The following is a 21,697-nucleotide window of genomic DNA, read 5'->3' as shown; positions in this document are numbered from 1 at the left end:
AGAAGTAATATTATTGAGAAGTAATATTGAAGTAGGTTGATTTTAGTTATAAAATTTAGTCATAAAAGCACTTTTAAATATTATTGTTTAATTGTTTAAAAGTGCTTTTTTAAATATGAATTATAAATTTTTTAGATAGAAATGTGTTATACAATGGGTTTTAATTGTAGTTATAAGTATTAGGTTTATCTAATAAATTTGTCATACTGTTTAAACTTATTCCAACAGTAGAAGCATTATGTAAAAATGCAGATGTACTTGGTCTAATAAATCCACCTACACCAAGAAAAATCAAACCTAAGTTGAAAGCAATAATAAACTTAGAACTTAAACCAATTCTTTTCATAAGTTTATTGCTAATCTGTTTTAAAATAATTAAATTATTTAAGTTATCTGCTGATATAGTAATATCTGAAATTTCTCTTGCTATCTCAGCTCCTTCACTCATTGCAATTCCAACATCTGACTCAGATATAGCAGGAGAATCATTGATTCCATCGCCAATCATAATAACTTTACGACCTTTTAGTTTCTCATCTTTAATAAAATTAGCTTTGTCCTCTGGTAGAACTTCTGAATAATATTCATCTACTCCAATTTTGCTGGCTATAGACTTAGCTGTTTTTTCACTATCACCAGTCATCATTACAATTTTTTTGAGTCCATATTGTCTTAAGTTTGAAATTACATCTTTAGCTTCTGTTCGTAAAGGGTCACTGATACAAATAACAGCTGATAATTTCCCCGATATTGCCATAAATAGGTGAGAATATTCGTCTGAAAGATTATTATATTTATACTCCTCGCCATCTGGTATAATACATTTTTCATCTTCAAATACGAAGTGTTTACTACCTATTATAACCTTTTTATTATCAACTTTTGTTGAAATACCATGTGCAATAATATACTCTACTTCTGTATGCATTTCCTTATGACTGAGACCTTGTTTTTCAGCTTCATGCACGACTGCATTAGCTATAGAATGTGGGAAATGTTCCTCTAAACAAGCAGCTAGTCTTAACATATCTTTCTTATTATAATCTTGGAAGGTAATTATATCTGAAACAGTTGGTTGAGCCTTTGTCAATGTGCCTGTTTTATCAAATACAATAGTATCTGCATATGCAACATTTTCAAGGAATTTCCCACCTTTTACAGCAATATTATAATTGTTACATTCTCTCATAGCTGATAATACAGAAATAGGAATAGAGAGTTTTAATGCACAAGAAAAATCTACCATCAAAATAGAAAGTGCCTTTATAGGATTTCTAGTAACTGCATAAGTAAATAGAGTTCCTAAAAAACTATATGGAACTAAGGTATCTGCTAAATGTTCAAATTTTCCTTCGACAGAAGACTTAAGTTTCTCAGATTCTTCAATCATAGTTACAATTTTTTGAAATCTGGTAGTACCAGCCTTTTCTTTGACACACATTACGATATTACCTTGTTCTATCACAGTTCCAGCATAGATGTAAGAGCCTTGTCTTTTATTAACTGCAAGAGATTCACCTGTAAGAGATGCCTGATTAATCATTGCTTCACCAGATTCAATAACTCCATCTAATGGAATCATATTTCCCATATTTACACTAACTAAATCGTTTTCTTTTATTTCTGAAATTGGAACTAAAATTTCAGTATCATCCTTTTTTAACCATACTTTTTCAATATTTAACGACATACTTTGTGCTAAATCATCTATAGATTTTTTTCTAGTCCATTCTTCTAGTAATTCGCCTATACCAAGAAGAAACATCACTGACCCAGCTGTATTCACGTCTTTTCTAAAAATGGAGATACCTATTGCAGTTGCATCCAAAACAGAAATTTCTATCTTTTTATTTAATAAAGAAGAGATACCTTTTTTGAAATATTTTATAGAGTGAAGTCCTATAAAAAAAAATCTTAAAGATTTTGGGAAAAATATCTTAGATACACTCTTTACCAATAGCTTATTTACTAATTTATCTCTGTAGTAATTATTTAACTCTCTACCAGTGTGTTCAGGGACTAATTTTTCTATTTCACTATTATTAAAACTGAATTTAGTGATTTCTTTTATTATAGAGTTTCTTTCACTAGTGTAATAAATAACAGCGTCACCAGTCCTATCATAAACTTTTGCTTTGGTAACACCATTTATAGAAGTCAAATAATATAGTAGAGTATCTGCCTGCTTGTTATTCAATTTACCAAGCTGTAAATCAAAACGTATACGACCTCTGATTTCATGCTTTATATAAAGATTCAATTTACTTCCTCCTGATACTATTAATCATAATACTTGATATTATTAATCATAACACCTGATAGTATTAACCATAATAATCGTTAAATTTATTCTGCTGTGCAAGTACTATTTTTTTCTTCAGTACCATTTTCCTTGATGTCTTCACATTTAATGCTATTAGAATCAGTGTTTTTTTCTACAGTTTGTACATTTTCAGCTTTAAGAGCTTCTTGTACAACTTCAGCATCTTCTTGCACTTTTTTTACTTTAGATGAAGATAATTCTTCTAGTTCATTGATTTCTTTTGCTTCAGCTAAAATATCTTCCATATTTTCTTGGATTTTAGTAGTTGTCTCAAGAACAGAATCCTTAACTTTCAATGCTCCAGCAGTTGCTTTAGTACAAGATTTTTTTACACAATCACTTGAAAGTATTTTGACACCTACAGTACCTAAAAGTACTCCTCCTAAAAATATCCCTGTTTTTTTCATTTTTAAAATATTCATTTTATCGTATCCTTTCATTAAGTTAAATTTTATTTATATATCTTATGTATAGAGTAATAAATGCTAAAAATAGAGTATGATTTTACAAAAGTAGTATTATATAGTTCTATTATATTTTTAAGTGTACTATATGTTTTTGTGTAGTTTTATGTGTTTTTATATAACCTATATAATTCTTTTATATTTAAATAATTCTCTTGTATTTTAGAGAATTCTTCTATATTTTAGAAAATTCTTGATATTCATTTCGAAATTTAAAAGTTAATAATAATTATTATTAATAGAATTGTAAAATCATATGACATTTATTACCATTTATGAAATTAAGTATAGCACGCATGAATGTAACTTTCAACAGAAAATGATAATTTATATCAATTATTTGCTTATTTTATGAAAAATATTATTTTATCACTACTCAAGGCTCAATTATTGAAAGTTTTATTTGTAACATATTCCTATAAGTATCACATTGTTTAGAGAAACAAACTTATTCTTGTTTATAGTTGATTTTATTATATTAAATCTAATTTCTAAATAATATTTGATGATAGTAGGTATATATGATGCTGAAAAGAAAAAGGAGTTATTAGAATAAAAACACAGGTAAAATATGGGAAAGTATATGTTATAATATTTATAGCAAGAAGATGTAACCTATAATTTAAGAGTGGAGTTCATACTAGGATAAAACCTACTTCCTAATGAAAGGAGGTGGGAAGTATGAATAACTTTTTACTTAATGTAATAGCTGGCGTTGTTGCTAGTTTAATATTTTACTTAATTTGTAAAGTATTTACGAAAGTAAAAAGCCACTCAACTCGTGGCAAGAGTAAAAGTGGCTGGGAATTTGATTTTAAAATCAAGTTCCATAAGTTTAAATAGCTTCATTTAATTATGAACTTCACTCTACGACGAAATAGATTGTAGTTCTTCTTGCTTTTATTATACCACAAATTGGTACAGATATTCAAAAACAATATTTTTACTCTTATAGAAATTTGTTAAGTATAGTTATCCTTTTATGAGTGCATTTTCGATTGCTTTTTTTATAACTTTACTTGAATTTGTTGCACCTGATACAGCATCTACATCTACTTTTTGCTTGTTAAGTACTTTATCAATAACTTTTTCTGCTGTTTTTCCTCGTTCATTTTTATGTTCCAAAAGGTTAATGCTTGAAATTTTACCACTCTTTACAGTGACTTCTACTTTAGCAGATATGATATTTACATTACATTCTCCAACATAGGTTCCATCAGCAATATCGGAAATATTTACTTTTTTAAAGGTCATATTTTTTACTGTTTGTTTATAATCTTTAACTTGTTTTAAATATATTCCAAGGCATGCAAGTCCTATCAGCAAAACTATAACGATAATACGATAAATGATTTTTTTCTTGCTTACTTTCATTTCTAATACCTCTCAATCCTTTTAGTTAGAGTATTTGGTAATTGTTTTGAATATCTTTTGTTTTAATGGAATTTCAGATATATTCAAATATATAAAGTAATAATGTCTATTATAAGAAATTGTATAGTTGTATATTTGTAGATTTATCTTATCTATTTAGAAATAGAACGATAAAGCATATCAAATCCGTATTTAAGAAATTCCTGTTTAGAAAGTTTTACTTCTTGTTTGATATAAGCTTCTTTATTTGCTACTGTCTGTATAATGCCAGATAACATTCCCCAAAGTGAAAATATAGTAGGCATAATTTCAATATCTTCTCTAAGCTCACCTGATAAGATACCAGCCTTTAGCAACTGTTTTATTTTCTCATTGATTTCTTCACCAACACGGAAGGTTTCTTTTTCCTCAGGTAAGTAGTCGGTATTTTCAAAGTCAATGTTGATTTCATCGAGAGCTATTTTAAAATAAAATGGAAATTCTTCTTGATATTTTAATAGTGCATTGCAGATAAAGTCGTATCTTGTTTTTGTACTTGTTTGTTTTTCTAAAGCAGAAGTGATGTATGTATGCAGTTTTTTCATGCTTTCAAGTACTAATACACCAACAATTTCTTCCTTGTTTTTAAAATATACATATAAGGTTGCTTTACTGTAACCAGCTTTTTTTGCAATATCATCCATTGATGTTGCTTCAATTCCTTTTTGCATAAATAGAATTTGAGCAGCAGAAGCAATGTTTTCACGGTGTACACTTTTTGGCTCTTTTTTTCTTCTTCCCATATCATATTCCTTTCATGAAATTAATTAAACTAGTAGTTTAATTATAATGAGGTTTAGTTTTTTTGTCAATTAGTATTCTAAAACGTATTGCATAAAAAAGCACCAAAGATATGACAAGCCAGTGTTTATCATTCTTTGGTGCTATTTATATTAAATTATTTTAAAATTCTAACACTGTCGTTTTCAATTAATATTGCTTGATTATCATTAATAGCTTTTAATTCTAAAGTTTTAGAATACGCATTTACTATTTTTTCTACAGCTTTTCCAAATTCCCAATTTTGGGAATGTGGTACTACATAAAAATCAATTAAATTCAAGCGAGAGTAGTCTTTTAAGTAGGGAGCTTTTTCTATATAGTCTATTTCAGATGAATATTTATTTTTTTATAATATTACAAATATCTGGAATATAGAGTGTTATATATAGTAGAGCAAATAAAGTTGTTAATAGAGGATTGAGACCTAAAACTAAGCTAATTCCTATATCCATAAGCAATCCTATTGTAAATTTGATACCTTTATTAAGTTTCAATGAAATCACCATCCTTTTATTTTTTATTACCCAATTTAACTAAAAATATATACTAATTAAGTTATAGGGGATAATTTGTAATTAGGTCATAAAAGTGTGTTTTATGATGCGATATAAAATAATATAACATATGTAAAAGAGAGTACAATTTGTGATGATAATTAGAAAATTGAATTTATGATAATAATAATAAAATTATATAACATATGCAAAATAATATTGTACTTAATGTCTTTAGTCTTAATGTAAATATATATAAGTGATGCTGAAATCACTACTCTTGGAAGAATAGACGCTAATAAGGATAAAAATAAATTAAAATTTGGAAAACCAAAACTAGTATAATGCATTATTAAAAACGTTATGAGATTGACTATAATTGTAATCTTAATTACAGTGTTATTTTTCATATCTAGTAAGTTAGACGCAATGTTAAAAAACATACCTCTAAATATTAATTCTTCTATAAATGGTACATATGTAAAAGAACTTATAAAAATGGCAAGACTAAGCTCTGTGTCAGAACCATATTCCTGTGTTAAGTCATATATAATTAATGCTAGTATTTTACAAAATACTATAGATATTATTAATAGTGATAATGTCAATGAGATATATTTTTTGTCATAGTTTAAAAAACTTTTTATAGAAAGTTTTTTGTATGAATCCTCTAGTATACCTTCATTATATACCTTAGCTAATACGAATACGATTATAAAAGAAATTATAAAAGTTGACATAGAATTAATCGTTTGATTTGAGAATAATTTATTGGTTGATTCAAAGGCTGAAGCAATAAGATATACGAAAACTATTAATAAAGATACTAGTATTGCTCCACAAAAATTTAAAAAATACTTTTTTATGTTTGAAAAATTCATAAATCCTCCTAAAAATAATTAATAAAACAATCAATTTAAAAATAATCAATAAAATAATTGACTTGAAAACAATCAATGAAATAATTACCTTGAAAATAATCAATGAAACAATCAATTTAAAAATTAATCAATGAAATAATTAATCTAAAAATAGTTGATTTTTATAAAAATTATTGATGTATGAAATTACGACCTTATAAGTTAATAGTATATTTAAATACTATACATGTCTATATTATTTTAAATATGATATATGTTTATATTATTTTTCTTATAAAACAATAAAAAAAGCAAAGACATTTTTAAAATTTACCTAAGAAATATATAATCTAAAAAATTATAAACTTGGAAAATAAAAATTTGATTTTAAAAATATGTAAAATACAAAATATTGGGCTAAATACTGAAGAAATAATGATAATTATGCTGTTGGAAAATTATGTAAAATAATGGTAAAATATAGTTTATAATAGAAAAATTGATTTATATTATAATTATATTTATTTTTTTGGATTTATGCACTTAGAGGATGCATAATTTATGCTGATTACTACTAAAAGTGCATATATAATATTATGTTATAAGTTTTCATGAACTTCTATTTGAAAGGGGAGATTACAAATGGATAAAAGATATTTGGAATCCAGTGTATTTGAAGCTTTTCAAGACAGACTTTCTTATGTTTTCAGTGAATTTGATTATATCTATGTATCTTTCAGTGGAGGAAAAGATAGTGGTCTATTATTGAATTTAGTTTTGGATTATAAAAGAAAATATAATATAAAATCCAAAATAGGAGTATTTCATCAAGATTTTGAGGCTCAATATAGTATGACAACAGAATATGTTGAAAAAATGTTTGAAGACAATCTTGAAGATATTGAACCGTATTGGGTATGTCTGCCAATGGCTACGAGAACAGCTGTAGGTAATCATGAAATGTTTTGGTATCCATGGGATGATGAGAAAGAAGAATTATGGGTAAGAAGAATGCCAGACAAAGAATACGTAATAAATCAAGAAAGTAATCCTTTTACCTACTATAAATATAAGATGAAGCAGGAAAGTTTGGCAAAGCAATTTGGTAGGTGGATGAGAGACAAGCATAAGGGTGCAAAAGTTATTTGTTTACTTGGAACAAGAGCCTCGGAATCCTTACAACGTTATTGTGCTATTGTGAATAAACAGCATGGATATAAAGGCAAGTGTTGGATAACAAAGGAGTTTAAAAATGTATGGACAGCATCTCCTTTATATGACTGGGGACTAGAAGATGTTTGGGTAGCCAATTATAAATTCGACTATGAATACAATAAAATCTATGATTTGTTCTATAAAGCTGGATTGCCTCCAAGAAAAATGAGAGTAGCATCTCCTTTCAATGATTCAGCAAAAGAGAGTTTAAATTTATATAAGATATTGGACCCAGAAGTATGGGTGAAATTGGTTGCTAGAGTACAAGGGGCTAATTTTACTTCTATTTATGGAAAAACAAAAGCTATGGGGTATCGTAGTGTAAAGTTGCCAGAAGGACATACATGGAAAAGTTTCACTTATTTTCTGCTTGATACTCTACCTGAAAATATAAGAAATAATTATATTAAAAAATTTTCAACATCTATTGACTTCTGGAATAATAAAGGCGGAGGTTTGCCAGAAATCGCTATATGTGAGTTGATAAGAAAAGGGTATAATATAGAAAGAAATGGAATTTCTAATCATACAAAAGATAAAAAAAGTAGAGTTATATTCTTAGGGGATATACCTGATGACACAGATGATATTAAATTTACTAAAGATATACCAAGTTGGAAAAGAATGTGTTATTGTATTTTGAAAAATGACCATATGTGTAAGTTTATGGGATTTAGTCCTACAAAAGAGCAAAGAATGAAAACAGAGTACATTAAGAAAAAGTATGAAAAATTTTTTAAGATAGGAGTTAAGATGCTATGAAGTATAAAAGTCCTGTATATGAAATTATCGCAGTCCCGATTGAAAAGATAGAATCTAACGACTATAATCCAAATGCAGTGGCTCCACCAGAAATGCAGTTACTGTATAAAAGTATAAAAGAAGATGGATATACAATGCCGATTGTTTGTTATTATAATCCAGAAAATGACAAATATGTTATTGTAGATGGTTTTCATAGATATCGAATAATGCTTGAAAATAAGGATATATATGATAGAGAAGGTGGAGTACTTCCTGTTTCAGTAATTGATAAATCACTTGATGAGAGAATGGCAAGTACTATTCGTCACAATCGTGCAAGAGGTTCACATAATGTGGATTTAATGAGCAATATTATAAAGGAACTTTGTGATATTGGAAAATCTGATAAATGGATATCAAAGCACTTAGGGATGGATATTGAGGAGATTCTTAGATTAAAGCAAATAACTGGATTATCCTATTTATTTAAAGATAAAGAGTTTGGACGTGCATGGATTCCTTTTGATTCTGATACTAAATAAGATAATTAAAAAGATATGTTTTTAGTCTAAATACTATAGAAATACTATTAACCTTTTTGGAGCAGTGTTTTAAAGAACTATGAAGAAGTGTTTTAAAGAAATATGAAGCAGTATATTAAAGAAAATATACTTGAGTTTAAAGCTTTTGAATAAATACAAGTATTGAGAATAGAGTAGAGTAAGATATAAATACATAATATTAACAAAGAAAAAGAGTAGGATGATATCCTGCTCTTTTTCTTTGTTAGTACTGCTTAACTTTTTTCATTTATAAATAAATATTCGTGGCAACTTGTATTTTTACCTCTTGGTATGGGATTATTTGCAACTTTGGTAGCTGGTCAGGAAAGAAAAGCTGGGAATTATCGCACTTTGTGTGCATATAATGTTTCACCTATGACTATTTGGATTAATAAGATTATGGCTATGGCAGTTTACACTCTGCTTTCAACACTAGTTTTGATAGTTGCAACAATCATTAGTGGTTTGTTTTTATCAGAAGGAGCAATCCCATTTGGAAAGATTATTGCTGGAGGCTTTGTTTGTTGGTTTGTTTCTCTTACACTTATTCCTATTCAGTTGTGGGCAGCTACATGGAAAGGAACATTCTTAAGTATGGGAATTGCACTTGTAGGTATGATGGTAAGTGTTCTTACAGCAATAAAATCTTTATGGTTTGCAGTACCATGGAGTTGGGCTATGAGGCTGATGTGTCCTATTGTTGGTGTGCATCCAAATGGAGCTATTTTGGAGACTGGAAATCCCCTTTTAGATTCATCTGTGATTCCTGTTGGAATTATCGTATCCATGGTTGTATTTGTTGTAATTACAGTAATTACAAGCATTTGGTTTAATAGGAGGGAAGTAAAATGATAGGAGTATTATCATCAGAGTGGCTAGAAACAAAACGTACAGCAATTCGTTGGCTTACATTTTTTATGCCTGTAGTCATTATATTCAAAGTGATGTAGAAGAACCTATCTTGATTGATATAGAGAAATTGGAAAGAATCTTTGATAATATCGTATCCAATAGTCTGCAATATACTCCGGAAGGTGGAAAAATCAAAATATCAGCAAAGGCAGAAAAAGAATATATATCATATGAGATTTGTGATTCTGGTACTGGATTCAGTGCTAAAGATATGCATAAAGTTTTTGAAAAATTTTATAGAGGTGATGAGGCTAGACAAACTAAAGATGGGCATTCTGGTTTGGGGTTGTACATTGTCAAGCAATTAGTTGAGATGCTTGGTGGTTCAATCAGAATAGAAAATGCGGAATATGGTGGTGCATGTGTGATATTTCAGCATAAAATATTTGATGAAAGGGAAGTGGAAGAGTAATCTTCCCACACTTACTTAGATTTGACAATAATGTCATACTTTCCATGATGGTTAAATTCTTAATCTCTAATCATTCATCTTTAATTTTTTATTGGGTAAATATTATAAATATATTAATACGTGATTATGTTAAGTATATAAAAGAGGTATCAGCAATATGTTGATACCTCTTGTTGTATTGAAGTATGGAAAGAAAATATCTTATAAGTTCTTAAATGAATATATAAAGTTTGTGGAATAAATACAAAGTGCTTCTTAAATGAATATAAATAGATTTTACAATGAATATATAAAGTTTCTACAAATAAATACAAAGAGTTTTTTAAATGAATATATAAAGCTTCTATAATAAATACAGAAGCTTTTTACAAATAAAATCTGTTACCTTGACGTAGTAAATATAGTATCATATAATTATACTAACTAAAAGTGAGTATATAACTTTAAGTTAGTTAAGGAGGATAATATGAAAAAATATTTACCTGCTTGTCCAGTAGAAATCACACTGCAAATGATAGGTGATAAATGGAAGTTTTTAATATTAAGAGAATTAATAAGTGGAAAAAAGCGTTTTGGTGAATTAAGTAAATCAATTGAAAATATAAGTCAAAAAATGTTATCGCAGAATCTAAAGAGTATGGAGGATGAAGGCTTGGTGCATCGTGAAGTCTATGCACAAGTTCCACCTAAAGTTGAATATTCTTTAACTGAATTAGGTATGACTTTGCGTCCTATATTAGTTTCTTTAGTTGAATGGGGTAATATGTATAAAGAGTATAATAAAAAGGAGAGTAAATATGAATAGAGTTGTAATAACTGGCGTTGGGGTAGTATCCCCTATTGGAAATAATATTGAAGAGTTTTGGGGTAATGTAAAACAAGGAAATCATGGTATACAGATGATTGATAGATTTGATACTACGGATTTATCTGTAAAAGTAGCAGGGCAAGTAAAAGATTTTAATCCTTTGTTATCATTTTCTAAGAAAGAGATTAGACACAATGACTTGTATTGTCAATATGCAGTTGAAGCAACAAGACAAGCAATTTCTGACTGTGGAACTGATTTTAAAGAACTTGACCCTTATCGTATAGGTGTAATAGTTGGTAGTGGTATAGGTGGAATACATACTTTTGAAAGTGAATATAGAAAGTTTGTAGAAAAGGGTGGGAGACGTGTCTCTCCATACACAATACCAATGTTAATATCAAATATGGCTGCTGGAACTATTGCCATTAAATATGGATTTAAAGGAATTAATTATGCTTTGGTCTCTGCTTGTGCAACATCTACTCATACAATAGGTGAAGCATTTACAGCTATTAAACATGGACGATTGGATGTCTGTGTGGCTGGTGGTTCTGAAGCATGTATAACTGAATTTACATTGGCTGGATTTAATAATATGAAAGCTTTGAGTAATAGCGATAATCCTGATAGAGCGTCAATTCCTTTTGATAAAGACAGAGATGGATTTGTCATGGGTGAAGGAGGAGCTGTTTTGATATTAGAAAGCTTGGAGAATGCTAAAAAAAGAAATGCTAAGATTTATGCTGAAGTAGTGGGTTATGGTGTAACAGAAGATGCATATCATATTACTAGTCCAGACCCTACAGGAGAAGCAGCTTGCCAAGCAATTTTAATGGCGTGTAATGAAGGTGGAATCAACCCAAGTGAAATTGACTATATAAATGCACATGGTACATCTACTCCAATTAATGATAAATACGAAACCATTGCGATAAAGTTAGCATTAAAAGAGGCTTCTGAAGATGTACTTATTAGTTCAACAAAATCAATGACAGGACATTTATTAGGTGCAGCTGGAGCTTTGGAGGCAATAGTTTGTGTAAAATCTATAGATGAGGGATTTGTTCCTATGACTGTAGGGTATAAAAATTTTGACCCAGATTGTGATTTAAATTATGTTGTAGAGGGTGGTATTGAGAAAGATGTGAGATATACACTTTCTAATTCTTTAGGTTTTGGTGGACATAATGCAACTATTTGTTTGAAGAAGTTTGAGGAGTAGGAGTTTTTTGGAGCATGTGAGAAGCCTACCGAGAGATGCAAAGGAAGTATATTAGCTTGTTGTAAGTAACATTAAATTGTTAAATTAAAACTTGTTAGCTATAAGATGGAATTTAATTTATTAATAATATGAGGTTAATTTATGAAAAGTAATAATGAAGATTGGATAAAGCGAGGTTTTATTACAGCAGAATATATCAATAAATTTCAATCTTATTCAGATGAAGAGTTATTAGAACTAGCAAATTCATCAAAAGCAGTTGAAAGGTCAGTTTCTATAAACTTAATGTCAAAAAGATATGGAGTCGAAAATAAAGAATTTGTAGAATTTTTGTTAGGAAAGCTTTGTGGTGAAAAATCGCTATATACGAAGATTGAGATTTGTAATGCCCTTGAAAAGGGTAATACTTATACTGCAAAACAGATGATTAAATACCTTGGAATAATAGGAAACAATCAACATAAATATTTGCCAGACAGGGTTTCTAAAAAGAAGAGTTACCCATTGGCAAGGGATATAATTGCGAGAAGTTTAGCAAGGATGAATGTAGAGGTTTTACCTGCATTGTTTGATGTTTTAGAGAGTGATGATAGGATTAAGATTTCTGAAGTAATTGATGCTATAGGATTTATGATATTTTATAATCAAGAAATAGCTAGTGAGTATTATTTTAAAAAGATTGTAAGTGTAATGGAAAAGTATTCGGAAGATGATTTAATTATTTGGAAATGCGTAATGAGCCTTTCTTCTTTTAAGACTCAAGAAAGTATAGATATTCTTGAGCAAGTTTCATATAGTGATAAAAATGATTTAATAAAAAATGAAGCTGAGTGTTCTCTAAGTAAGATTAAAAAAGAGATAAAGTTGTAGAAAGAAATAAAATCAAAATTAATAAAATCGTAGAAAGTAATAAAATCAAAAGCAATAAAATTGTATAAAGAACAATTAAATTTACTAATCTAAAAGGGGAGAACTGGTTTATGAGAAAACAACTGTCAGATATGACATTAGAAGAATTATGGGAGCTATTTCCTATATTTTTAACTAATCATAGGGAATGTTGGAAAGATTGGTTTGAAGAAGAAGAATCTAGACTAACTGAACTACTTCCTATGCAAAAAATTGTGAGAATAAGTCATATTGGAAGTACTTCTGTAAATACAATTTATGCAAAACCGATTGTTGATATATTGATTGAGATAAAGCCTGACTGCAACATGCAAAAGATTAAAGAATTAACTGAGTCAAATGGCTATATTTGCATGTCTGAAAGTGGTGAGAGGGTTTCACTTAATAAAGGATATACAGTAGATGGGTTTGCAGAACGAGTTTTTCATTTACATATAAGGTGTGCAGGGGATAATGATGAATTATTTTTTAGAGATTATTTGATTGATAATCCAAGTGTTGCGAAGGAATATGAAAGTCTTAAGTTGAAATTATGGAAGGAACATGAGCATAATCGTGATGCTTATACAGATAATAAATCAGATTTTGTTAAAGAGGTTACTGAAAAGGCTAGGGAATTGTATTCTAATAGATATAGTTAGGATATTATTTGCCATATTTAAGTTTAATATATTTAAATTTAAGTTTAGATAAGTTTACAAGGAAGTACATGTAGACAGTGAAGCAGGTTGTTGGTAACAAATATCGTATGCTCCTAGAGAGGGGAGTAGTCAACCAATCAAGGCTTAAATGAATGGGCTTAACCGTTGGCTGGCTCGACTGGCTTTACTATACTCCTAACAAATTAGGATTTGTCAATTCAATTTCATGTATAGACGTGGAGGGGGCTTTCTTTAGAGACTCTCCTTTTTAATCATATATGATTGCATATCTTTTTGACAACCGTTCTTTTCATAAAATTCTTCTACTCCTGGCTGTGCACCGAAGTATAGTGATGTCGGTGTGTGGACTTTGGCCAGGTTTAACAATTTGCTTCCAATACCTTTCTTTTGAAACTCTGGTAAAACCAGCAGTTCTGTGATTGTACCAAAATAATATCCATCAGATAATATTCTGATGCACCCAATAAGTTGGTTTTCTTCATACGCTGTAATATTGATTGTTTTTTTCAATGCCTTCTGTGTTTTTTCAACATCATATTTGCCAGGCCAAACACTGTTGGCCAAAGATAGGAAGACCTTAGCATCCAATTCATAATCATCAACAATATATTCCATGATTATTCTCCTTAAAAAATTTTTATTTTCAATATTATATCATTCAAGCTATGAAATAACAATCACATTCAAAACTCTATTTTCACACCTTATCCATAATCTTTTTCGATATCTGCTGAAACTTCTCAGAAGTTTTCTCGTTCATCGACATGACCTGTCCAATTTGTCTGGCAATCAGTGACCTGCAAGTGGAACTTGAGAATGTGTGCAGTGAGATTGAAAAGCTGGTGTATAGTTTAATGGGTGCAAACAATGTCCTGCCCTCTTATTATATAATATGATTTTCAGCTTAATACTAACATAACCTAATATAAAGAAATAAAGAAAAATCTGTATCAGTATAAGAAATATTCAACTCTCCACTATACTTATCAACAATTTCCTTGATATTTTCAACCCCATATCCATGAGATTTACTATTATCTTTATCTGAAATAAATAAGCCATGTTTTTTAGTGATAGTATTTACCTTGTTATTTGTCAATAAATAACTAAAATATTCATTTTCACAACGTGCTTTTAATATCACTTTTCTATTGGATAAGTCGGGAATCTTTAAGGATGCTTCGATAGCATTATCCAAAGAGTTTGAAAAAATAGTACATAAATCCATTGGCTCTATACCAAAGTGATTGTCTATATCTATATTAAAATGAACATCAACACCATTTTCTTCCAACTTTGCATGACGAAGATTTAAAATTGAATTAAGGGCTGGATTTTTACAAAACTGCTTACCACTTAAAGTCCCAAAACCAAGTTTTAATTGTGTAAAATAATCTTTAGCTCCATCAATATCTTCAACCTCTAAATAAGATTCAATCATTTGGAAGTGGTTATTTATGTCATGTCGTATTTTGCGTATCTGAACCTGTTGATTCTCTAGTAAGTCGTAATATTCTTCTTTTATATGATTCGATTGATTTTCTAACTTCATCTTTACATTTTCAATTAGTGGATTTAAAAGAAGTATTACACCAATATTAGCTATAATTGCAGATAAAATAATTAGATAAGTACCATAAGGCAAGTTACCTAAAATAATAGTATCCTTACCCATAGGAATTAAATTAGTAGGTGGTAAAATAATGGCGATTAATATTGATAAAAACGAAGACATACATACAACATCAATAAAAATCCATATGCGATTTGTAAGGTACTGTTTTATATTAACTAATCTATTTTTTAAGAAAAAATGTATCAAAAACCATAAAAATGCTTTAATTATGGCAGAAACTATCTTAACAATTGAAAGTATTGCAGTATACTCAATTGAGCTTACAAGTTCTCTATATAGAGGATTGTTTATAAAAAGAAAATTAATACCAACTATAATAGGATAGAGTATCATTATAACTGATATTATAGGAATCAACCTACTTTTACTACAGACTATAAGGAGTATAAAATATCCAAGTAGTGTAAAGAGGATATTTACAGGGTCAGAAAGCCATATTATCATTTGAGTGATAATAGAATAACCCAAAATCAATATTATTTTAAAAATCCAGTGTTTCCTAAAGTCTATAAAATAAGATGTTAGCTTATAAAGAAAAAAAGCTATAAAAATGCTAATTAAAACTGTAATATAAATTGTAGCGTTTGATGTTATTGAATAAGTATCCATTTGAAAAACCTTTCTAAAAATTAAGATTCTAGCATATGTCTTGCAAATTTTCCTACAACTTCTTGATATTTTTGACGACTTATAGGAATTTTTTCATTTTGTACTTTAGCATACGTCTGATTTACACTGTCTACATAGTTTAAGTTGACAATATATCTCTGATGTGTACGTATAAAATTAGATGGAAGGATGTCTTCCATGTCATTTAGTTTTCCATAATATTCTAAAGATTTGTCAGGGGTTACTACAGTCAACTTTCTTAATTCACTTTTGAAGTAGAGAATGTCTTTTGTATTGATTTTACAAAGGTTAGTTCCAATCTGAACTGTAATAAAGTGTTCTTTCCATTGTTCTAATTTTTTTAGTGCTTCTTTTAAGACTTCACATATTTTTTCACTTTTATAAGGTTTTAAGATATAGTTTAAAGCTCCTACATCATATCCATGAAACACATAGTCAGAAAAACCTGTGACAAAGATAATTATAGTATCTTTTGAGTATTTTCGGATGACTTTTGCTATATCAACTCCATTAATTTCTCCAAGTTCAATATCCAAAAAAATGATGTCCATATAATAATTTTCGTGTTCTAGGTTGTATATTAGACTTTCGCCATTTGAGTGTTCTTTTATCTGGCAGGGATAGCCCCACAAATCCATTTCTCTTGTGATGATTTTGTTTAGCATACTTCTTTGTTGTTTTTCGTCATCACAAATACAAATTGAAATCAATGAGTATTCTCCTTTCAAGTTTTATATTTATATAATTAAGTATATAATAAATTGAGATACCTAGATATATAAAAGAGAAAATATATCTAGGTAGCAAAGTAGAATCTTATTTAAATAAGTTTTAACTAGAATCGTACAGATAAAAATTATATAGATGTACTTAGAGAAGCCTTATCTAGAATCATTTAAGCAAACTTATTTTGAAATCCCAATAATTTCTTTGAATTTTTTATAAGTCAACCGATATATAAGGTACATATAAACCCCACAAATCGCTAGCAAACCTAGATTTATCAGAAGAGCATTGACTTCACTATGAACAATTCTACCATCATTGTTTACCATAATCATAAAGTTAAAAAGATATATTACAAAACTTCCAGTAATAAGAGGGTACGAAAAGACTTTCTTTAATTGGTTGCGAATACAGAATTTTATATAGTCGTTGTTAGCACCTAATCGATTTAAGTCTATAAAAATTTGTTTGTGATTTACTGCTATTGTAACACCTCTTGTATATGCAATGATTCCCACAGCCGTAAAGCAGATGATACCTACATAGATAAATAACATTAAGAATACTGCCGTATTTTTTATCATATCTTGACTCTGTAAAATTTTAAAATTAGGATAGTACTTCCATTGGAGATATAATTGATTATTATCTGGAGTTAATTTTAAAGAACCTTCTCCACTTGGATACTCTTCATCCATAAAATATTTTTGACCAGCTGATTCATAGCGTTTTTTCACATATTCATCATAACTAGTGTATTTTCCCATTTCCTTAGGTGTTCTTTTTATAGTCTCTGCCTTTAAATCACTAGCAAAAGCATAGGTATCTGTAGCTTTATCTACATCAAATAGGACAGAATTATTGTAATTGTTTATAGATAAACCTTTAGTAAATGTGTTGTAATCATCTTCACTAAGGACATAAGCATTCATACCAGCATTTTGAAAGAAAGAACCATTAAATATTAGGCTTCCAGCGTATTTAAAAGGAGTTTCTTTTTCTGTGGCTGGGCTTGATATAAATTTTGGAAAATCATAATCTCTATTTTCATTCCCTTTACTTACAACAGCAAGATATTCGCCATTTTTTATAGTGATAGGCTTACCAATTAATTTAGAGAAATCCTTAGAATTAAAGAACATAGCTAAAGAATGTTTTTTCATATATACATCATCAATAGTTCTATCTTTATTAAATATTGATTCTGTACCATCTACAATTAATTCAATAGAAGGAAGTTCCATGTAGTTTTGGATTTTTACGTTATGCTTATCTGCCAACTGTTCAATTTCTTTTTTTGATATTTGATTTACACTTTGATTATAAGTGAACGTGTAATCTATAGGATTCTTTTTAATATTTTCGTTAATTCCTGTAACCATATTAGGTACATAGAATACAGCAAATAAGGCTCCTGCAATTAAAAATGCAATAACACACATATTTTTTACTGTTTGTTTGCCCATAAATCGCATCATACTAGTAGATATAATGTTCTTATAGTATTTTTCTGGATGTTTTCCTCTTTTTGCATGTACCACTACATATGTCATAATCATGTAAATTCCAACAGCAGAGAATATGTAAGTGATGCTCCATATAGATGGCAACCTGTAATTAAGTTTATTTATGACTATTGAAGGTACGACATAACCTAGAAGAAGTCCTAATACCATAAAAAATGCTCCCAATATACCATACCAACTTTTCACTTCATGAACTGGTTCAGAGATTCTTTGGTCATTTAGTATATCAATTATATTTGTACGATTAATGAATTTTACTGAAAGTAAGAAAATACATAGAGTTACAAATATACAAAATATGAAACCATATATAAATCCTTGAGTTCCAAATTGGTACGCCATTTCTCTTGTATCAATAATTACTAATTGGAATATCTTCCATATACCAAAAGATACAGGTATACTTAATATAAGACCTAAAAGACAACAGACTATTGAAATAAGTAGTATTTCTGAAAATAGAATCTTTTTCAAATTTTTCTTATCTGTTCCTAGAGCCATAAAAATACCAATTTCTCTACTTTTAAATTTTAAAAATAGGGAAGAGGCATAAGTAGTAAAAACAGCACATCCTAATATAGCAACTGCAAATATCATTATGGCTTGTTTTCTACTATCTCCACCAGTTGGAAGGATTGTTTGTACTGTAGGGCTAAAATAAATTAAAGCATATGAAGTTACTAAGACTACAGACAGTATTATACAAAAGAATAATATTGTATAGTTTTTCCAATTGTAGGCTCGAAGTTTTCCATATAATTTATTAATTGTCATCTTGACCGCCTCCCATTTCTTTTAAAAGTTCCAACAATTCGTCTAGGAATTCACGTCTTGAATTTGATTTTACGACTTCTTTGTAAACCATTCCATCTTTAAGGACAATAACACGGTCACAAAAACTTGCAGCAAAGCTATCATGTGTAACCATGAATATAGTAGCATCTAGTTCTTGTTTGGCTTTTAGGAATGAGTCAATTACTGTACGACAAGATTTGCTATCAAGATTACCAGTTGGTTCATCTGCTAATATCAAATCTGGATTGTTCATAAGAGCTCTTGCTACGGCTGTACGTTGTTTTTCACCACCGGATATTTCGGCAGGGTATTTTTTGCGTATATGTTCAATACCAAATAACTTGCATAGACTAGTAGCACGGTTTTCCATTTGTATAACTTGACCACCTTTGATAATTTGTGGAACACAGATATTTTCAAAGACACTAAGACCATCAAACAGCATAAAATCTTGGAATACAAATCCCAACTGCTGATTTCTAACTTCGGAAAGTTCTTTTTCTTGTAGGTTTCTTATATTATTGTTTCCAAGAGTTATTTCACCTTCATCAATTGGTATAAAGCATGAAATGCAGTTTAAGAGAGTTGTCTTTCCACTTCCAGATGCACCCATGATTGCAACGAATTCACCTTTATTGATTTCAAAAGAAATATTTTTTAATACAGGGTACGTTTTATTACCTGTCTTGTATGATTTACATAAATTGTTTACTTTAAGCATATATATCATCCTCGCTTTCATTTATCTTGTAAGTCAATGATAGCATTTGAAAGGGGTCTGGGAATATAAGTCTCGTTGTAAGAATTGGGTGTTTTTTTGTAATGTTTGAATTAGAAAAATTGTTGAGAGGGTATTGCTACGATTATTTAGATAAAAGGTATGCTGATATGTAAAGGGTAGACTATTATAATTGTTTAGATAAAATTTATGTTAATGCGGTTGTACTTATTTTAATCAATAGAAAAGAGTATTATTGTGATAGTATAAAAACTAGTTGCCTAAAAAGCTTCTATATGATAACTTGAAGACAACATAAAATAATTATATGTTTTTATCTTATGATATAAAAACACTATTTTTTTACTAAAAAAGCTACCACAATCAATAACGAAAATACAATTGAAAGTATTGAAAAAGTAAAGTGAGAATTTGAGTCATTGTTGCGATTATTAAGTTTTATCCAGAGTCCGCATATAATTGTACATACTAATAAAACTGCTGATATTATCCCTATAAATGTAAAAAACATTAAAATTCCCCCTTTATTTAATGTAAGTATTTGAGTCTATGAGAATATCTTTAAGTTATGTCAGAGTTATGTATCAAAACTAAATAGACATATAGTTAAACAAACATATAATTAAATATACATATAACTAAGTAGACATATAATTAAACTGAAATAGTACCAAACAGACATAATACTAAACACATATAAATACTAAATAGAGATAATACTAAACTGAAATAGTACTACTTTATAGTGTCTACTAAAAATAAATCTAATTGAGAGTCAATTAAAGCACTTCTTTTCTCTGAATCCATAATATCAATACCGCTATACCTTAAAAAAGCGTTAGAGCGAAGAAGAACTAACTGTATAAATGAAGTTATTTGATATGCAATAACCTTGTAATCTTCCTCAGTTTTGTTATTGTCGTGATTTTTATAATGAGCCCTAATCAAAGGCAATATTTCAAATGGATAAATAATGTCTTCCTGCACTAATATGTAAGGTACAGAAATCTCTATAAATTGACTATATAAAATTATAACATCACAAAATGTCATTAGCATTTCTTTTAATTCCTGCCTAGGTGCTAAATTTTTTTTATCATGTGTAGCTTTATATTCATCCATATGGCATTTTAAAATTCTTTTAATAGCAGTATTAATTAGTGCTTCTTTAGATTTAAAATAATAATTAATCATAGCCAAATTGACATTTGCTTTAGCGATGATTTCTCTAGCTGTGATACTTGAAATATCTCTATTTGAAGTTAATAGCTGGACTGTTGTGTTAATTAGTTGCTCTTTTTTTGAATCTATTTTCATATTTTTCCCCTTAAGAATTCCTCATAAAAAAATTAAACGTGTTTAATACACGTTTAGATACTATCACGAAAGCTTTTATATGTCAATGTAGTGCTAGTTTTTAAGTAGGGTAGAAGGTGGCAGTTTTTTTATAATTGTCTTGTTGAATTCATGATTTACAGGAGTTCGTTTAACTTGATATTCTTCTGTAGATAATAAATCTTCTATAAAATGTATAGAAGGAGCATAAATCCATTCTCCGTCATATTTTAATGAACTTAAAATCTTCATATATACCTTTGCAAAAACTATATCAATACCATCTTTTTGTACAAAATGATATAAAAAGTGGCTACTAAATGAAAGGTTAGAAATAATTTTTTAATTGTAATATAATCTTTATTTTTAAAATACTAATATTGGTAAACTGTATATAGAGAGTTTAGAAATTCTTCCACATTGATAAAAGTAGACAATATATAAATAATATTATTGGATGAGAACAACTAAATAAGAATAATTAAATAAGAGTAACAGTAGGATGATGATTAAATAACTCCAT

The 21,697-nt window shown here is 28.7% G+C and carries 23 protein-coding genes; 9 read left to right on the top strand and 14 right to left on the bottom strand.

Annotated elements, in window-relative coordinates:
• Nucleotides 1-160 precede the first annotated feature (160 nt).
• Together KGF46_RS13155 and KGF46_RS13150 are read right to left on the bottom strand one after the other, a co-directional pair.
• The gene (locus tag KGF46_RS13155; RefSeq protein WP_227828796.1) at nucleotides 161-2,260 is read right to left on the bottom strand and encodes a heavy metal translocating P-type ATPase; all 2,100 of its coding nucleotides are present in this window, start codon (nucleotides 2,258-2,260) and stop codon (nucleotides 161-163) included.
• An 86-nt stretch (nucleotides 2,261-2,346) separates the two neighbouring features.
• A complete protein-coding gene (locus tag KGF46_RS13150; protein WP_227828795.1) occupies nucleotides 2,347-2,745 on the bottom strand; it encodes a DUF6110 family protein in 399 nt (132 codons plus the stop codon).
• 723 nt (nucleotides 2,746-3,468) lie between these two features.
• Here KGF46_RS13150 and KGF46_RS13145 point away from each other — a divergent pair.
• Entirely contained in the window at nucleotides 3,469-3,630 is a 162-nt protein-coding gene (locus KGF46_RS13145) for a type I toxin-antitoxin system toxin (RefSeq protein ID WP_227433577.1), read from the top strand.
• A 129-nt stretch (nucleotides 3,631-3,759) separates the two neighbouring features.
• On the opposite strand, the gene KGF46_RS13140 is transcribed toward KGF46_RS13145, so the two are convergent.
• From KGF46_RS13140 to KGF46_RS13125, 4 genes are all read right to left on the bottom strand, one after another.
• Complete coding sequence (locus tag KGF46_RS13140; RefSeq protein ID WP_227828794.1) at nucleotides 3,760-4,161, bottom strand: FMN-binding protein; 402 nt, start codon at nucleotides 4,159-4,161, stop codon at nucleotides 3,760-3,762.
• Between the two features lie 152 nt (nucleotides 4,162-4,313).
• Nucleotides 4,314-4,943 carry a TetR/AcrR family transcriptional regulator gene (locus KGF46_RS13135; protein WP_227828793.1) on the bottom strand — a complete coding sequence of 210 codons (630 nt, stop codon included), beginning with the start codon at nucleotides 4,941-4,943 and terminating at the stop codon, nucleotides 4,314-4,316.
• A gap of 155 nt (nucleotides 4,944-5,098) precedes the next feature.
• Nucleotides 5,099-5,308, bottom strand: coding sequence for a Type 1 glutamine amidotransferase-like domain-containing protein (locus KGF46_RS13130; RefSeq protein WP_227828817.1), 210 nt, complete (start codon nucleotides 5,306-5,308; stop codon nucleotides 5,099-5,101).
• A 330-nt stretch (nucleotides 5,309-5,638) separates the two neighbouring features.
• Entirely contained in the window at nucleotides 5,639-6,358 is a 720-nt protein-coding gene (locus KGF46_RS13125) for a CPBP family intramembrane glutamic endopeptidase (RefSeq protein ID WP_227828791.1), read from the bottom strand.
• Nucleotides 6,359-6,979: 621 nt separating this feature from the next.
• Here KGF46_RS13125 and KGF46_RS13120 point away from each other — a divergent pair.
• From KGF46_RS13120 to KGF46_RS13085, 8 genes are all read left to right on the top strand, one after another.
• Nucleotides 6,980-8,314, top strand: a complete 1,335-nt coding sequence (locus tag KGF46_RS13120; RefSeq protein WP_227862029.1) for a DUF3440 domain-containing protein — start codon at nucleotides 6,980-6,982, stop codon at nucleotides 8,312-8,314.
• Entirely contained in the window at nucleotides 8,311-8,838 is a 528-nt protein-coding gene (locus tag KGF46_RS13115; RefSeq protein ID WP_227828789.1) for an IbrB-like domain-containing protein, read from the top strand. The genes KGF46_RS13120 and KGF46_RS13115 overlap by 4 nt, the downstream gene beginning before the upstream one ends.
• Nucleotides 8,839-9,108: 270 nt before the next feature.
• The gene (locus KGF46_RS13110) at nucleotides 9,109-9,711 is read left to right on the top strand and encodes a lantibiotic immunity ABC transporter MutE/EpiE family permease subunit (protein WP_227828816.1); all 603 of its coding nucleotides are present in this window, start codon (nucleotides 9,109-9,111) and stop codon (nucleotides 9,709-9,711) included.
• Between the two features lie 127 nt (nucleotides 9,712-9,838).
• Nucleotides 9,839-10,183 carry an ATP-binding protein gene (locus KGF46_RS13105; protein ID WP_255640458.1) on the top strand — a complete coding sequence of 115 codons (345 nt, stop codon included), beginning with the start codon at nucleotides 9,839-9,841 and terminating at the stop codon, nucleotides 10,181-10,183.
• Nucleotides 10,184-10,649: 466 nt separating this feature from the next.
• Nucleotides 10,650-10,988, top strand: coding sequence for a winged helix-turn-helix transcriptional regulator (locus KGF46_RS13100; RefSeq protein WP_227828788.1), 339 nt, complete (start codon nucleotides 10,650-10,652; stop codon nucleotides 10,986-10,988).
• Complete coding sequence (gene fabF / locus KGF46_RS13095) at nucleotides 10,981-12,216, top strand: beta-ketoacyl-ACP synthase II (RefSeq protein ID WP_227842730.1); 1,236 nt, start codon at nucleotides 10,981-10,983, stop codon at nucleotides 12,214-12,216. Before KGF46_RS13100 ends, fabF begins: the two co-directional genes overlap by 8 nt.
• Before the next feature lie 141 nt (nucleotides 12,217-12,357).
• Entirely contained in the window at nucleotides 12,358-13,086 is a 729-nt protein-coding gene (locus KGF46_RS13090) for a HEAT repeat domain-containing protein (RefSeq protein WP_227862028.1), read from the top strand.
• A gap of 110 nt (nucleotides 13,087-13,196) precedes the next feature.
• Nucleotides 13,197-13,766: a GrpB family protein gene (locus tag KGF46_RS13085; protein WP_227841029.1), complete on the top strand. Its 570-nt coding sequence runs from the start codon at nucleotides 13,197-13,199 to the stop codon at nucleotides 13,764-13,766.
• A 252-nt stretch (nucleotides 13,767-14,018) separates the two neighbouring features.
• Here the strand turns inward: KGF46_RS13085 and KGF46_RS13080 are convergent, their stop codons facing one another.
• The 8 genes from KGF46_RS13080 to KGF46_RS13040 all read right to left on the bottom strand — a co-directional run bounded on the left by KGF46_RS13080 (nucleotide 14,019) and on the right by KGF46_RS13040 (nucleotide 21,426).
• Nucleotides 14,019-14,402, bottom strand: a complete 384-nt coding sequence (locus tag KGF46_RS13080; RefSeq protein ID WP_227841030.1) for a GNAT family N-acetyltransferase — start codon at nucleotides 14,400-14,402, stop codon at nucleotides 14,019-14,021.
• A 295-nt stretch (nucleotides 14,403-14,697) separates the two neighbouring features.
• A complete protein-coding gene (locus tag KGF46_RS20395; RefSeq protein ID WP_413894754.1) occupies nucleotides 14,698-16,032 on the bottom strand; it encodes a GHKL domain-containing protein in 1,335 nt (444 codons plus the stop codon).
• 20 nt (nucleotides 16,033-16,052) lie between these two features.
• Nucleotides 16,053-16,763, bottom strand: a complete 711-nt coding sequence (locus tag KGF46_RS13065) for a LytR/AlgR family response regulator transcription factor (RefSeq protein WP_227828781.1) — start codon at nucleotides 16,761-16,763, stop codon at nucleotides 16,053-16,055.
• Nucleotides 16,764-16,958: 195 nt separating this feature from the next.
• Complete coding sequence (locus tag KGF46_RS13060) at nucleotides 16,959-19,079, bottom strand: FtsX-like permease family protein (RefSeq protein ID WP_227854774.1); 2,121 nt, start codon at nucleotides 19,077-19,079, stop codon at nucleotides 16,959-16,961.
• Nucleotides 19,069-19,821: an ABC transporter ATP-binding protein gene (locus KGF46_RS13055; RefSeq protein ID WP_227828779.1), complete on the bottom strand. Its 753-nt coding sequence runs from the start codon at nucleotides 19,819-19,821 to the stop codon at nucleotides 19,069-19,071. Before KGF46_RS13055 ends, KGF46_RS13060 begins: the two co-directional genes overlap by 11 nt.
• Before the next feature lie 352 nt (nucleotides 19,822-20,173).
• Nucleotides 20,174-20,350, bottom strand: a complete 177-nt coding sequence (locus KGF46_RS13050; RefSeq protein ID WP_227828778.1) for a hypothetical protein — start codon at nucleotides 20,348-20,350, stop codon at nucleotides 20,174-20,176.
• A gap of 224 nt (nucleotides 20,351-20,574) precedes the next feature.
• A complete protein-coding gene (locus KGF46_RS13045; protein ID WP_227828777.1) occupies nucleotides 20,575-21,156 on the bottom strand; it encodes a TetR/AcrR family transcriptional regulator in 582 nt (193 codons plus the stop codon).
• A 93-nt stretch (nucleotides 21,157-21,249) separates the two neighbouring features.
• Nucleotides 21,250-21,426 (bottom strand): hypothetical protein, encoded by a 177-nt coding sequence (locus KGF46_RS13040; protein WP_227828776.1) that lies wholly within the window; start codon nucleotides 21,424-21,426, stop codon nucleotides 21,250-21,252.
• Nucleotides 21,427-21,697: the final 271 nt, after the last annotated feature.

This window comes from Clostridioides sp. ZZV14-6153 (assembly GCF_020657855.1).
Lineage (GTDB): Bacteria > Bacillota > Clostridia > Peptostreptococcales > Peptostreptococcaceae > Clostridioides.
Note: the sequence above shows the minus strand (reverse complement) of the source record. Positions and strands in the feature narration are given on the sequence as shown.